11 protein-coding genes are annotated in these 13,789 nt (G+C 71.7%); 5 read left to right on the top strand and 6 right to left on the bottom strand.

Annotated elements, in window-relative coordinates:
- Positions 1 to 183: 183 nt before the first annotated feature.
- The 4 genes from OG276_RS22335 (at position 184) to OG276_RS22320 (ending at position 6,395) form a co-directional block, all read left to right on the top strand.
- On the top strand, positions 184 to 1,866 hold the full coding sequence (locus tag OG276_RS22335) for a dolichyl-phosphate-mannose--protein mannosyltransferase (protein ID WP_266913006.1): 1,683 nt from the start codon (positions 184 to 186) through the stop codon (positions 1,864 to 1,866).
- A gap of 192 nt (positions 1,867 to 2,058) precedes the next feature.
- Positions 2,059 to 2,412, top strand: coding sequence for a hypothetical protein (locus OG276_RS22330; protein ID WP_323182357.1), 354 nt, complete (start codon positions 2,059 to 2,061; stop codon positions 2,410 to 2,412).
- Complete coding sequence (locus tag OG276_RS22325; protein WP_266908066.1) at positions 2,409 to 4,541, top strand: tetratricopeptide repeat protein; 2,133 nt, start codon at positions 2,409 to 2,411, stop codon at positions 4,539 to 4,541. Before OG276_RS22330 ends, OG276_RS22325 begins: the two co-directional genes overlap by 4 nt.
- A 207-nt stretch (positions 4,542 to 4,748) precedes the next feature.
- Entirely contained in the window at positions 4,749 to 6,395 is a 1,647-nt protein-coding gene (locus OG276_RS22320; RefSeq protein WP_266908064.1) for a penicillin-binding transpeptidase domain-containing protein, read from the top strand.
- A 39-nt stretch (positions 6,396 to 6,434) separates the two neighbouring features.
- Here OG276_RS22320 and OG276_RS22315 read toward each other — a convergent pair whose 3' ends face one another.
- The 5 genes from OG276_RS22315 to OG276_RS22295 are packed head-to-tail and all read right to left on the bottom strand — an operon-like array spanning position 6,435 to position 10,753.
- Complete coding sequence (locus OG276_RS22315) at positions 6,435 to 6,908, bottom strand: YbaK/EbsC family protein (RefSeq protein WP_266908062.1); 474 nt, start codon at positions 6,906 to 6,908, stop codon at positions 6,435 to 6,437.
- A 55-nt stretch (positions 6,909 to 6,963) separates the two neighbouring features.
- A complete protein-coding gene (locus OG276_RS22310) occupies positions 6,964 to 8,121 on the bottom strand; it encodes a serine hydrolase domain-containing protein (RefSeq protein ID WP_266908060.1) in 1,158 nt (385 codons plus the stop codon).
- Positions 8,122 to 8,149: 28 nt separating this feature from the next.
- Positions 8,150 to 8,917, bottom strand: a complete 768-nt coding sequence (locus tag OG276_RS22305) for an energy-coupling factor ABC transporter ATP-binding protein (protein ID WP_266913004.1) — start codon at positions 8,915 to 8,917, stop codon at positions 8,150 to 8,152.
- A gap of 14 nt (positions 8,918 to 8,931) precedes the next feature.
- Positions 8,932 to 9,693, bottom strand: coding sequence for a cobalt ECF transporter T component CbiQ (gene cbiQ, locus OG276_RS22300; protein WP_266908058.1), 762 nt, complete (start codon positions 9,691 to 9,693; stop codon positions 8,932 to 8,934).
- A 1-nt stretch (position 9,694) separates the two neighbouring features.
- Positions 9,695 to 10,753, bottom strand: a complete 1,059-nt coding sequence (locus tag OG276_RS22295) for an energy-coupling factor ABC transporter permease (RefSeq protein WP_266908056.1) — start codon at positions 10,751 to 10,753, stop codon at positions 9,695 to 9,697.
- A gap of 219 nt (positions 10,754 to 10,972) precedes the next feature.
- Between OG276_RS22295 and OG276_RS22290 the strand changes: the two genes are divergently transcribed.
- On the top strand, positions 10,973 to 11,425 hold the full coding sequence (locus tag OG276_RS22290; protein WP_266908054.1) for an SsgA family sporulation/cell division regulator: 453 nt from the start codon (positions 10,973 to 10,975) through the stop codon (positions 11,423 to 11,425).
- Positions 11,426 to 11,543: 118 nt separating this feature from the next.
- Here OG276_RS22290 and OG276_RS22285 read toward each other — a convergent pair whose 3' ends face one another.
- The gene (locus OG276_RS22285; RefSeq protein ID WP_266908052.1) at positions 11,544 to 13,751 is read right to left on the bottom strand and encodes an MMPL family transporter; all 2,208 of its coding nucleotides are present in this window, start codon (positions 13,749 to 13,751) and stop codon (positions 11,544 to 11,546) included.
- Between the last annotated feature and the right edge of the window lie 38 nt (positions 13,752 to 13,789).

The raw sequence follows: 13,789 nt of genomic DNA, 5'->3' as shown, positions 1-13,789 counted from the left end.
CCATCCTCTCAGCCGCCCCAACCGCCGCGCCCCACACTCCCGTCCCCCTGGGTGCGGCACAGGGTCGTTCCCTACGATGTGCCGGTGACCAGTACCGCGACGCCGCCGCCCAGCCCTGCGGGGGCCCCGCCCGCCACCGAGGCCGGGCCCGGCCCGGACCCCGCCGACCAGCCGTCCGCCTGGCTGCGCCGTCTGCGCGGCTTCGGCTACGTGCCGCCCGCCGGGGCGAAGCGGCCGTCGGACGTGCGCACCCGCCTGGTGCCCCCGTACGCACGGCCGTCCGCGCAGCTGTGGGCGCAGATCGGGATCGGGCCGGCCGCGGCGGTGCGCTGGGAGCGGGTGCTGGCGTGGGCCGGTCCGCTGCTGGTGGCGCTGGTCGCCGGGGTGCTGCGGTTCGCCCACCTGGGCACCCCGAAGGCGGTGATATTCGACGAGACGTACTACGCCAAGGACGCCTGGGCCACGGTCAAGCAGGGCTACGAGGCGAGCTGGCCCAAGGACATCGACAAGTCGATCCTCGCCAACCCCGACGGGGTCCCCCTCCCCCTGGACCCGGGCTACGTCGTGCACCCGCCGGTCGGCAAATGGGTGATCGGGCTGGGCGAGTGGATGTTCGGCTTCGACCCCTTCGGCTGGCGGTTCATGACCGCGCTGCTCGGCACCCTGTCCGTGCTGATGCTGTGCCGCATCGGCCGGCGGCTGTTCCGCTCCACCTTCCTGGGCTGCCTGGCCGGCCTCCTGCTGGCCGTGGACGGCCTGCACCTGGTGATGAGCCGGACCGCCCTGCTCGACCTGGTGCTGATGTTCTTCGTGCTGGGCGCCTTCGGCTCGCTGGTGATCGACCGGGACAAGGTGCGGGCCCGGCTCGCCGCGGCGCTCCCGGTGGGCGAGGACGGGCGGACCCGGCCGGACGCCACCATCGCGGAGACGCTGAAGCTGGGCTGGCGCCCGTACCGGCTCCTGGCCGGGGTCTGCCTGGGCCTGGCCTTCGGCACGAAGTGGAACGGCCTGATCGTGCTGGCCTTCTTCGGCGTGCTGACCGTCCTGTGGGACGCGGCCGCCCGCCGTACGGCGGGCGCGGGCGCCCCGTACGCGGCGATGCTGCGCCGCGACAGCTGGACCGGCTTCCTCTCCCTCGTCCCCGTGGCGATCTCCGTCTACGTGGCCTCGTGGCTCGGCTGGATCCTCTCCCCCGACAACGGCAAGGGCGGCTACTTCCGCGACTGGGCCGCCAAGAACGACCAGCACAGCTCGTGGTCCTTCATCCCGGAGTGGCTGCGCAGCCTGTGGCACTACGAGACGGAGGTCTACAAGTTCCACGTGGGCCTGACCTCGGGCCACACCTACGAGTCGAACCCGTGGAGCTGGCTGGTCCTGGGCCGCCCCGTCTCCTACTTCTACGAATCCCCCGCACCCGGCACCGACGGCTGCCCGGCGACGGAAACGGCCAAGTGCGCGCGCGAGGTGCTGGCGCTCGGCACGCCGCTGCTGTGGTGGACGGGCTGCTTCGCGCTCCTGTACGTGCTGTGGCGGTGGTTCTTCCGCCGCGACTGGCGGGCGGGCGCGATCGCGTGCGCGCTGGGCGCGGGCCTGCTGCCCTGGTTCAACTACCAGGAGCGGACCATCTTCTTCTTCTACGCGGTGGTCTTCGTCCCGTACCTGTGCCTGGCGGTGGCCATGATGATCGGCGCCCTACTGGGCCCCGCCGGCTCCTCGGAACGCCGCCGCGCCCTGGGCGCGGTGGCGGCGGGCGTACTGATCCTCCTGATCGTGTGGAACTTCATCTACTTCTGGCCCATCTACACCGGCCAAACGATCCCGATGGACTCCTGGCAGAACCGGATGTGGCTGGACACCTGGGTGTAGCGGGCGAAGCGAGGACCCCGGCACCGGGCGGTGCCGGGGTCGCTTCCCCGGCACCACGTGCGCGACCCGTGCCGCTGCCGGATCTGCTGGCTACTCTGTGGCCGCAGGCAACAACGGGCTGGAGGGGGCGGGTTCGTGGATCCGGAAATGGCCGTGCTGGCGAGTACAGCCGGAACAAGTCTGGTCACTTTGTTGACCACCGAGGCATGGCAACGTGCCAGGGACGGTGTCGCCGCGCTGTGGCGCCGTGCCGAGCCGGAACGGGCCGAGGCGATAGCCGCCGAACTCGACGTGACCCGGAGCGACCTGCTGGCCGCAGAGGCCGGCGGCGACCTCGATTCCCGCGGCGAACTGAGTGCGGAGTGGCAGGGACGCCTACGGCGACTGCTCGCCGCGCATCCGGATGAAACGGAGGCGCTGCGGACGCTGCTCACCGAACTGGCCCCGTACGCGCCGGCGGACCCCTCGGTGACGCAGCACGCCACCGCCTCCGGCAACGCCCGGGTCTACCAGGCCGGCCGGGACCAGAACTTCGGCCACCGATGAGCGGCCGGAACGACGCCCGGGCCGACGGCCGGGGCCGCGTCTACCAGGCCTCCGGCGACCAGCACATCACGGAGCACCACCACCATTCCCCCGACTGGTCGGGTCCGGACTCCGTACGCCGCCCATCGGTCGGCCGAACGCCCGTGGTGCTCCGCGACCGCGTCGGAGAGATGGACCGACTGCGCGCCGCCGTCGAACCCGGCATCGCCAACCGCGTCTACGTCCTGCACGGCCTGGGCGGCTGCGGCAAAACCGCCGTCGCCTGCGCGCTCTTCCAGCACGCGACCCACCAGGCGGGCCGAATCGGGCTGTGGGTCAACGCTTCCGACCCGGCTTCCCTGAGGGCGGGCATGCTCGCCGTCGCGGCCGACCGCGGAGCCACCGACGGTGAGCTGATGGGAGCACGCGCCGGATTACGGCCCGCCGCCGATCTCGTGTGGCACTACCTCGACCACTCCGAAGAGCCCTGGCTGCTGGTCCTCGACAACGCCGACAACCCCGCCATCCTGCGCGACGGCGGCTGGCTGCGCACCAGCCCCACCGGGATCGTGGTCGTCACCACCCGGCAAGCAGCGGCTCACTGGTGGCCCGGGGCGGATCTGCTCCAGTTCGGTGTGCTCCCGCGCGAGGACGCCGCCCTCGTGCTCCGCGACCTCGCACCGCACGCCGGATCGCTCGAAGACGCCGCGGAGGTCGCCGACCGTCTCGGTCGACTGCCCCTGGCTCTCACCCTCGCCGGTGGATTCCTCGCTCATCAGGTGATCGACCCGTGGAGCCTCTCCGACTACGGCCGCCGGCTCGACGGCGGCGCGGGCCTGGACCCCATCGAGCTCATCGAACAGGGGGCCGCAGCCATCGGTGGCGATTCCCGGCACCTGCCCAGCCGCACCTGGCAGCTCTCCCTCGATGCCCTCACCGAACAGGGCCGCCCCGAAGCCGGCCACCTCCTGCGCCTGCTCGCCTGCTGGTCCAGTGACCCGTTGCCGCTGTCGGTCCTGCTCGGGGCCGAACTCGGCCCGGCGCTCGCGGCATCCCACGTCGAATCGGCCCTGCGCGGGCTCCTCGACCACTCCCTCACCGAGCTGAACCCCGGAGAGACCCGCTGCCTGCGCACCCACGGCGTACTGCTCGACAGCGTGACCCGGGCCACGCCCGCGGACCAGCACGAGCAGCTGTCCGCCACCGCGGCCCGCCTGTGTCTCGCCGTACTGCCGGAAGTACCCGACCGGGGGGCGCAGGACCCCCGGGTGAACCTCCTGGCCCCGCACGTGATCGCCCTCCTGCGCAGAGCGACGAGTTGGGAAACCAGCCGAGCGACGGTGGAAGCGGCGGCGGAGTGCGCCTTCCGGCTCGTCACCGCAGTCCACAGGTCCGGCGACTACACCTCGGCATTGAGCCTGGGCGGCGACGCCGTGACGTTGCTCGGTCCACGACTGGCCGAGGACAGCATCTGGCTCATCAGGCTGCACCGGCGCATGGGTCTGGCTCTGTTCCGCCTCGGCCGGTTCCAGGAGTCCGAGGCCGTTTTGCGGAAGGTCCTGGAGGACTGCGAACGAGAACTGGGCCCGGAAGCACCCGAAACCCTCGCGGCCTGCAGAAGCCTGGGCAGGCCGCTGGTCAACCTCGACCGAATCCCGGACGGCATTGCGCTTTATCGTCGAGCAGTGGAGGGATACATTCGAGCGCTCGGCCCGGTACACCCCCTTACTCTTCTCGCACGATCAGCCCTCCTGGAATATTCCGCACAACCGGCAGAATTGGACGCGGGAGCAGGCTGGGTGGCGGAATGCCATCGCGAGCTCGGAGAAGAGCACACCATCACGCTGGGGGTAGAACTCGACTACGCCGACGCCCTCCGTCGCACCGCACGACCAGAAGCAGCCTTGCCCTACGCCCGCTCCGCCTTTGCGAAATATCTGCGACGGTTCGGCCCCGATTACCCCATCTCATTGAATTCACGGAGCGCTCTGAGCAAAATTCTGCACGCCCTCGGCCAGAACAGCGAGGCGATCGAGCACGTCCAGGGGGTCGTGGAGGGTCGCATCAGGGTGCTGGGCCTGAACCATCCGTGGACCGTTCTGGCCCAGGAAACTCTGCAGGAATATCGAGCTTCGCCGAGAGAAGCATGACCTGACGCACCGGCAGGGACTTTCCCGTCAGAACCGGATGCGGCGGACACCCGGTCGCGGCGGGATCCCCGCGGTTGCGGGCGCCCAGGGCAACCAAACCCCTGAACCGTTTGTCTGTTCGACGTAAGGTCTACTCCATGGACTCCTTTGAACGTGTTCAGCGTTCAAGGGGCCGAGGGGTCGGGGCACACGGGAACGGGGAGTGGGATGAACGGGGCTGCGAAGGGTGCCATCGTCGGCGGGGTCTTCCTCGCGATGATGGGCGGAGCCGGGTACGGGGTGTACGCGCTGGTGGGGGACGCCGGCGCGGACGACGCCAAGAGCACGAGCGCGACCGGCCCAGCCGTGCCCGCCAAGGGCAGCGGGCCGGTCAGCGACAAGGACGCCGCGGCGACCGCCAAGGCGTTCTTCGCCGCGTGGACGGCCGGGGACGCCCGGGCGGGGGCCGACCTGACGAACAATCCGGCGGAGGCGCAGGGCGCCCTCGGTGAGTTCACGGCCAAGGCCTACGTGTCCAAGGTGGCGATCACCCCCGGCACGCAGACCGGCACCACGGTGGCGTACTCCGTCGCGGCGGAGGTCACCTACGAGGGGGTCACCAAGCCCCTCGCCTACGAGTCCAAGCTGACCGTGGTCCGCGGCAACACCACCGGGCTGCCGCTCGTCGACTGGCAGCCCTCGGTGCTCCACCCGGAGCTCCGGAAGGGCGAGAAGCTGCGCGGCGGCGCCCCGGCCAACCCGCCGGTCAAGGCCGTCGACCGCAAGGGCAGGGAGCTGACGGCGGAGAAGTACCCGTCGCTGCGCCCGGTGCTCGACAGCCTGCGCAAGACGTACGGGGAGCGACAGGGCGGCAAGGTCGGCGCCGAGCTGTGGATCGAGCCGGTCGCCCAGGAGGCCCCGCGGCGGACCCTGCTGACGCTGGTCGAGGGGAAGGCGGGCGAGATCCAGACCGTCCTGGACGCGGACGTCCAGGCGGCGGCCGAGAAGGCGGTCCTGAAGTTCCCGCAGGCCTCGGTGGTCGCCGTCCAGCCGAGCACCGGGAACGTCCTGGCCATCGCCGACCACCGCGGGGACGGCTTCCCCGCATCCATCAGCGGAGCCCGAGCGCCCGGCTCCACGATGAAGATCGTGACCGGCGCGATGCTGCTCGACCGCGGTCTGGTGGCGGCGGACAAGGTCGCCGAATGCCCGGCGGAGGTGACGTGGGAAGGCAAGCCCTTCAAGAACCTGAAGGGCTTCAAGCTCGACGGCGAGACCTTCGCGACGAGTTTCGCCCAGTCCTGCAACACCGCCTTCATCAAGCAGATCAAGCCGGTCGACGACGACGACGCGCTCCCGAAGGAGGCCCGTGAGGTCTTCGGCGTGGGCGGAGGCGTCGAGTGGAAGGTCGGCGTGCCCACCGTCGACGGGAAGGTCCCGGACGCGACCGGTCCGGCGGCGGCCGCCGCGTACATCGGGCAGGGCCAGATCCAGATGAACCCGCTGACGATGGCCTCGATCACGGCGACCGCCCGCACCGGGGTGTTCCGCCAGCCGGTCGTCGTCAAGGCCTCGCTGGACGGCCGCGCGATCGCGAAGGCCACCCGGAAGATGAAGCCCTCGGTGGCGGCGCAGCTCGTGCGGATGATGAAGCTGACGGCCACCGCGGGCACCGCCCAGGGCGCGATGTCCGCGGTGCACGGGTCCGACAAGGGCGCGAAGACCGGCTCGGCGGAGGTCGACGGGGCGCAGAACCCGGACAGCTGGTTCACCGGCTTCAGCGGGGACGTGGCGGCCGCGGCGATGGTCGAGGGCGGCGGCCACGGAGGCGACGCGGCGGGCCCGATCGTGGCGGCCGTCCTCAACGCGGGCTGACCCGGCCGGGGCTGACCCCGGCCCGGGGTCCGACCCCGGTCAGCCCTCCCGTACGTCGGCCAGTGCGGCCCCCGCGTGCCGGATCAGCTCGCGCGGGTCCATCGGGAACACCGTGTGCGGGGTCCCCGCGGCCGCCCAGACCACCTCGTGGGCCAGCAGGGAGCGGTCCGCGAGGACCCGCGTGCGGGTGCGGTGCCCGAAGGGCGGCACCCCGCCGATGGCGTAGCCCGTGGTCTCCCGGACCAGGGCCGCGTCGGCCCGGGTCACGGCGCCCGCGCCGAGCTCGCGGCGCACCGCCTCCACGTCCACCCGGGAGGACCCGTCCATCAGGACCAGCACGGGAACCCCGTCGGCGGCGAAGATCAGCGACTTCACGATCTGGCTGAGCTCGCAGCCGATCGCGGCGGCCGCGTCGGCGGCGGTCCGGGTCCCATCGGGGAAGGTCCGTACGTCCGGCTCCAGGCCCAGTGCGGCGAGGGCTTCGGCGAAGAGGGGGTGCGTGGTGGTCGTCATGACGGCACGCTAGCGCTCCCCGCCCCGCCGGTGCGACGCCCTTTTGCCGGCCCGGCTAGAGCGCCGAGCGCAGGGCCCGTACCAGGGCCTGGGCGCGCGGGTCGGCGGTGACCGACTTGGCGTGGGCGTTGGTGACGTAGCCGAAGCCGATGCCCGCCTCCGGGTCCGCGAAGGCCAGCGAGCCGCCGCGGCCCGGGTGCCCGAAGGAAACCGGGGACAGCAGCGGGGAGGCCGGGCCGTGCAGCATGTAGCCGGGGCCGAAGCGGGTGTTGACCACCAGCACGCGGTCGGGGCCCGAGGAGAACTCCTTGCCCGCCAGTGCGGTGGTGGCCGGGGTGAAGATCCGCGCGCCGTCCTCCACCACGCCGATGGTGGCCGCGTAGAAGCGGGCCAGGGCGCGGGCCGTGCCGATGCCCGCGGAGGCCGGCAGCTCGGCCGCCCGGTAGGCGGGGTCGTTCTCGTCGGGCAGCGGGTCGATGGCCGCGAAGGCCCGGCGGGTGAGGGAGTCCGGGTCGGCGTAGGCCTCGGAGACGTTGCGCCGCGGCCGGGTCTTGAGCAGGCCCGCGCCCTCCGGCGGGTCGACCGGCGCGACCCGGCCCACCCGGTGGGCCTCGGACTCCGGCAGGCCGATCCAGAAGTCGATGCCCAGCGGCTCCGCTATCTCCTCGGCCAGGATCGATCCCAGCGTGCGGCCGGTCGCCCGCAGCACGAGCTCGGACAGCAGCCAGCTGAAGGTCTGCGCGTGGTAGCCGTGCTCGGTGCCGGGCTCCCAGAAGGCCTGCTGCGCGGCGACCGCGCGCGGCCCGCTCACCCCGTCGGCCGCCTCGGCCGTGGTCAGTCCGCGGTCCAGCGCGGGGACTCCGGCGCGGTGCGCGAGCAGGTCGCGGACCCGGGTCCGCTCCTTGCCGCCCGCCTTGAACTCCGGCCAGTACGAGCCCACGGGCGCGTCCAGGTCGAGCAGCCCGCGCTGCTGGAGCAGCAGCGGTACGGCCGCTGCCACGCCCTTGGTCGCGGAGCGGACGATCTGCACGGTGTCCTCGGCCCAGGGCTCCGCGCCGTTCGCGTCCTTGGTGCCGCCCCAGAGGTCCACGACCTTGCGGCCGTCGCGGTACACGGACACCGCCGCGCCCCGGTCCCCGAGCACCTCGAAGTTGCGTACGAACGCGTCCCTGACGGGCTCGAAGCCCTCCGCCACCACACCCTTGATGTCCACGGGGTGTGCAACAACCTTTGACCGGCGCTTATGCCACCGATACGGAGCGCGGGTCGAAGCCGAAGGGCAGCTCCAGCCGGTGCGCCCGCATCAGCGCCTCGTCGCACAGCACGTCCTGGGTCCTGCCGTCCGCCACGATGGTCCCCTCGCTGAGGATCACCGCGCGCGGGCAGAGCTCCAGCGCGTAGGGCAGGTCGTGCGTGACCATCAGCACGGTGACGTCCAGCGAGCGCAGGATGTCCGCGAGCTCGCGGCGCGAGGCCGGGTCCAGGTTGGAGGACGGCTCGTCCAGTACGAGGATCTCGGGCCGCATGGCCAGTACGGTCGCCACCGCGACCCGGCGGCGCTGCCCGAAGGAGAGGTGGTGCGGCGGCCGGTCCGCGAAGGCCGCCATCCCGACCTGCTCCAGGGCGCCCCGCACCCGCTCCTCCAGCTCGGCGCCGCGCAGTCCGGCGGCGGCCGGGCCGAAGGCCACGTCCTCCCGGACGGTCGGCATGAACAGCTGGTCGTCGGGGTCCTGGAAGACGATGCCGACCCGGCGGCGGACCTCGGCGAAGTTGCGCTTCTCCACGGGCAGCCCGGCCACGCTCACCGTGCCGACGCCGCCGGTCAGGATGCCGTTGAGGTGCAGCACCAGGGTGGTCTTGCCGGCGCCGTTGGGGCCGAGCAGCGCCACCCGCTCCCCGCGCCCGACGGCGAGGTCGACCCCGAAGAGGGCCTGGTGGCCGTCGGGGTAGGCGTAGGCGAGGCCGGCGACTTCCAGCGAGGGCGGGGCGGGGGGCGTGGGTTCGTTCACGGGGTTCAGGGCGTTCACAGGGTCCATCCGATCAGACAGACGGCCAGCGCCGTCACCGGGAGCGCGGCCGCGTACGCCCACTGCGTGCGGGTGGCCGTCACCTCGTCGATCACCGGCATCGAGCCGGCGTAGCCGCGGCTGACCATCGCCAGGTAGACCCGCTCGCCGCGTTCGTAGGAGCGGATGAACAGGGCTCCGGCGGTCTTCGCGAGGACCCCCCAGTGCCGGATCCCGCGCGCCTCGAAGCCGCGGGAGCGCCGCGCGATGGACATCCGGCGCAGCTCGTCGCTGATGACGTCCCCGTACCGGATCATGAAGGAGGCGATCTGGACGAGCAGCGGCGGCAGCTTGAGCCGCTGGAGGCCCAGCAGCAGGGCCCGCAGCTCGGTGGTGGAGGCCAGGAGTACGGACGCGGCCACGCCGAGGGTGCCCTTGGCCAGGACGTTCCAGGCGCCCCAGAGGCCGGAGACGCTGAGCGACATGCCGGCGAACTCCACCCGCTCGCCCTGCGCCACGAAGGGCATCAGGAGGGCGAAGGCGACGAAGGGCACCTCGATCAGGAGCCGGCGCAGCAGGAAGCCGGCCGGGATCCGGGCGGCGGCCGCGGCCGCCGCGATGAGGAGGGCGTACAGGCCGAAGGCCCACACCGCCTCGCGCGGTGTGGAGACGACGACGATGACGAAGCCGAAGGTGGCGGCGAGTTTGCAGTGCGGCGGCAGGTCGTGGACCGGGGAGTTCCCGGGCCGGTAGAGCTTGTGGGCGTGGCCCGCGCCCATGTCAGGCGGCCGGTACGGCCGTGGAGGCGGCCGTCAGGTCGGCGCTGCGGCGGCGGCGGACGGTCCAGAACACGCCGGTGCCGACCGCGACGGTCGCGCCCACGCCGATGATTCCGGCGAGGCCGCCGGAGAGGCGGGCGTCGGAGACGTCCTTGACGCCGTAGTCGGCGAGCGGGGAGTCGGCGGCCGCGTGCTCGGTGACCTTCTGGTCGATGCCGTTGTCGGCGGCGACCTTCTCCAGTCCGTCGGGGCTGGAGGAGGCGTAGAAGGAGACGAAGCCGGCCAGGGCCAGCGCGGCGACCAGGCCCGTGATCCAGACGGGCTTGGTGGAGCGGGCGGCGACGGGCACGGCGGCCGGGGAGGCGGCGGGGGCGTCGACCAGCTCGCCGCCGACGCGCAGCTTCAGCGGGGCGGTCAGGCCGCGGGCGCCGTGGACCAGGTCGGGGCGGACGGCGATCACGGCGCCGACGGTGGCGGCGGTGATGACGGCCTCGCCGATGCCGATGAGGACGTGGACTCCGACCATGGCGCCGAACACCTTGGCCAGCGGGACGTCGGTGGTGCCGCCGAGGGCGAAGAGGAGGGTGAAGAAGGCGGCCGCGGCGGGCACGGAGAGCAGGGCTCCGGCGAAGGCGGCGACGGTGACCGAGCGGCGGGTGTCGGGCAGCAGCTTGACCAGCCCGCGGAAGACGGCGTAGGCGACGACCACGGTGACGACGCCCATGGTGACGATGTTGACGCCGAGGGCGGTCAGGCCGCCGTCGGCGAACAGGAGGCCCTGCATGAGCAGGACCACGGACACGCACAGCACACCCGTGTAGGGGCCGACGAGGATCGCCGCGAGCGCGCCTCCGAGCAGATGGCCGCTTGTTCCGGCCGCAACGGGGAAGTTGAGCATCTGTACGGCGAAGATGAAGGCGGCGACGAGGCCGGCGAGCGGCGCGGTGCGCTCGTCGAGCTCCCGGCGGGCGCCTCGGAGGCTGATCGCCACGGCTCCGGCGGCGGCGACACCTGCGGCAATGGAGACGGGGGCATCGATGAAGCCGTCGGGCACATGCATGGTTCTGCTCCGCTTCCTGCGGTCCGGCGAGCGGTCCGTTGAACTGTTTGTTGAGCTGTCCGTTGAGCTGAAAAAGTCTTTAGCCGTTCAAGAATAGTGCCCAGTTGCGAATCGTTGGCAAGAGCGGTGGCGTCACAAATAGCTCCGCGCGGATTCGTGGGAATGTGCGAGGCTGGGGTCAATACGGACGTAAATGTTCCGATTCGAGGAGTCTTGTCGATGTCAGCCGCCGCCGAGAATCCATCCGCAGGCACCGCCACGACCCGGGCCGCGACCGCCACGGCCCCCCTCGTCGAGGCCTCCTTCATCGAGGCCCCCTTCATCGAGGAACGTGTACGCGCCCGAGTGATCACCGACGACCCGCTCTACCGGGCCATCCCGGTCGCCCTGCGGTTCGTCACCGACGAGCCGCTGGCCGTACGGATCGTCTTCCCCGCCGACCTCTCCCCCGAGGGCACCGACAACGAGTGGGTCTTCCCCCGCGCCCTCCTGGAGGCCGGCCTCCAGGCCCCGACCGGGACCGGTGACGTACGCGTCTGGCCCTGCGGGCGCGTCCAGGCCGTCGTCGAGTTCCACTCCCCGGAGGGCGTCGCGGTGGTCCAGTTCGACATCGCCGCGCTGCGCCGCTTCCTGCGCCGTACGTACGCGCCCGCGCCCGCGGCCACCCGTTAGGCCCAGCCGGGCCCGCCCGATCCGAGCGGCTCGATCCGAACGGCCCGGTCACGCGGAACGGCCCCGCACCTTTCGGTGCGGGGCCGTTCTGCGTGCGTGGTGCCTGCCGACCGAAGGGTCAGACCTTGGCCAGCTCGCGGTCCTTGTCGGGACCGGAGCCGTCCGAGGACTCCCCGAGGTGCTTGCGCAGGCTCTCGCCCTCCACGTCCACGTTCGGCAGGATCCGGTCGAGCCACTTCGGCAGCCACCAGGCCTTGTGGCCGAGCAGCGCGAGGACGGCCGGGACGATGGTCATGCGGACGACGAAGGCGTCGAAGAAGACGGCGATGGCCAGGCCGAAGCCGATCATCTTCACCATCTGGTCGCTGGCTCCCATGAAGCCGGAGAACACCGCGATCATGATGACGGCCGCGGCCACGACCACCCGGGCGCTGTACTGGAACCCGGTGACGACGGCCTGGCCCGGCCGCTCCCCGTGGACGTACGCCTCACGCATGCGGGTGACCAGGAAGACCTCGTAGTCCATGGCCAGACCGAAGACCACGCCGACCATGAAGATCGGCATCATCGACATGATCGGACCGGTCTGCTCCACCCCGAAGAGCGAGCCGAGCCAGCCCCACTGGAAGACCGCGACGACGGCGCCGAGGGCGGCGACCACCGAGAGCAGGAAGCCGAGGGCCGCCTTCAGCGGTACCAGGACCGAGCGGAAGACGAGCATCAGGAGCAGGAAGGCGAGGCCGACGACGAGTGCCAGGTAGGGCAGCAGCGCGTCGTTCATCTTCTGCGAGAAGTCGATGTTCATCGCGGTCGCGCCGGTGACGAACACCTTGCCGCTGTCGCTGCCCTCGCGGATCTCGTGGACCAGGTCCTCGGTCTGCACGGAGGACGGGCGGTCCTTCGGGATGACCGAGATGACGGCGGCGTCCTTGGCCTCGTTCTGGGCGGCCGGCATGACCGCGGCCACGCCGTCCAGGCCCTTGATCCGCTCGACCGTCTGGTCGGCGAGCGCCTTGTCCCCGTCGACGACGACCATCAGCGGGCCGTTGAAGCCGGGGCCGAAGCCCTCGGAGAGCATGTCGTACGCCTGGCGCTGGGTGGTGGACACCGGCTGGGCGCCGTCGTCCGGCAGGCCCATCTCCAGCTTGCTCGCCGGGATGGCGATGATGCCGAGGCCGATCACGCCCGCGAGCAGCACCATGACGGGGCGGCGCAGGATGAAGCGGGCCCAGCGGGTGCCGCCGTTGGGCTTGGGCTCGGCGCCTTCGGCGGCCGGCTTGCCCTTGCCGAGGAAGCGGGACTTCGTACCGGCGGGCAGCACCTTCTTGCCGGCGAATCCGAGCATGGCCGGGACCAGCGTCAGGGCGACGAGGACGGCGAGCACCACGGTGCCGGCGGCGGCGAAGCCCATCTTGCTGAGCATCGGGATGTTGACGACGGCCAGGCCCACGAGGGCGATGACCACGGTCAGACCGGCGAACACCACGGCGGAACCGGCGGTTCCGACGGCCCGGCCGGCGGCCTCGTCCCGCTCACGGCCCTCGGCGAGCTCCGCGCGGTAGCGGGAGACGATGAAGAGGGCGTAGTCGATGCCGACGGCGAGGCCGATCATCATCGCGAGCGTGGAGGTGGTGGAGCCGAGGTCCAGCACGTTGGCGAGCGCGGTGATGGAGGAGATGCCGATGCCCACGCCGATCAGCGCGGTCAGCAGCGGCAGGCCCGCGGCGATGAGCGAGCCGAAGGTGATGACGAGGACGATCGCGGCGATCGCGATGCCGATGATCTCGCCGGAGCCCGTCTCGGGGGCTGCCTGCAGGGCGTCGCCGCCGATCTGGACGTTCAGTCCGCCGGCCTTGGCGGCCGCGGCGGACTCCGTGAGGGCCTCGCGGGTGGCGTCCGTCAGCTCCATGCCGCTGACCTTGTACTTGACGCTCACGTAGGCGGTGGAGCCGTCCTGACTGACGGCCTTGGCCTCGTACGGGCTGGTGACCGAGGAGATCTGGTCCTTGCCCGGACCGTCCTTCAGCTCGCTGACGATCTTCTCGACCTGGGGCTTGACGGCCTCGGAGTCGACCTTCTCGCCGGCCGGGGCCTTGATCACGATGCGGGCGGTGGCGCCGTCGGCGGCCATCCCCGGGAAGCGCTGGTCCAGCAGGTCGAAGGCCTTCTGGGCCTCCGTGCCGGGTATGGAGAACGAGCCTGAGGTGGGTGTGGACGCAGTTGCCGCGCCGAATCCGGCGACGAACAGCAGCGCCACCCAGACGAGGGCGACGAATCGGCGGCGCCGGAAGGCGCCCCTGCCGAGTCGGTAAAGGAAGGTGGCCACGTCGGTGGTTCTCCCGTTCGGGTCGTGGGATGGATCAG

The organism is Streptomyces sp. NBC_00086 (assembly GCF_026343255.1).
Taxonomy (GTDB): domain Bacteria; phylum Actinomycetota; class Actinomycetes; order Streptomycetales; family Streptomycetaceae; genus Streptomyces.
Note: the sequence above shows the minus strand (reverse complement) of the source record. Positions and strands in the feature narration are given on the sequence as shown.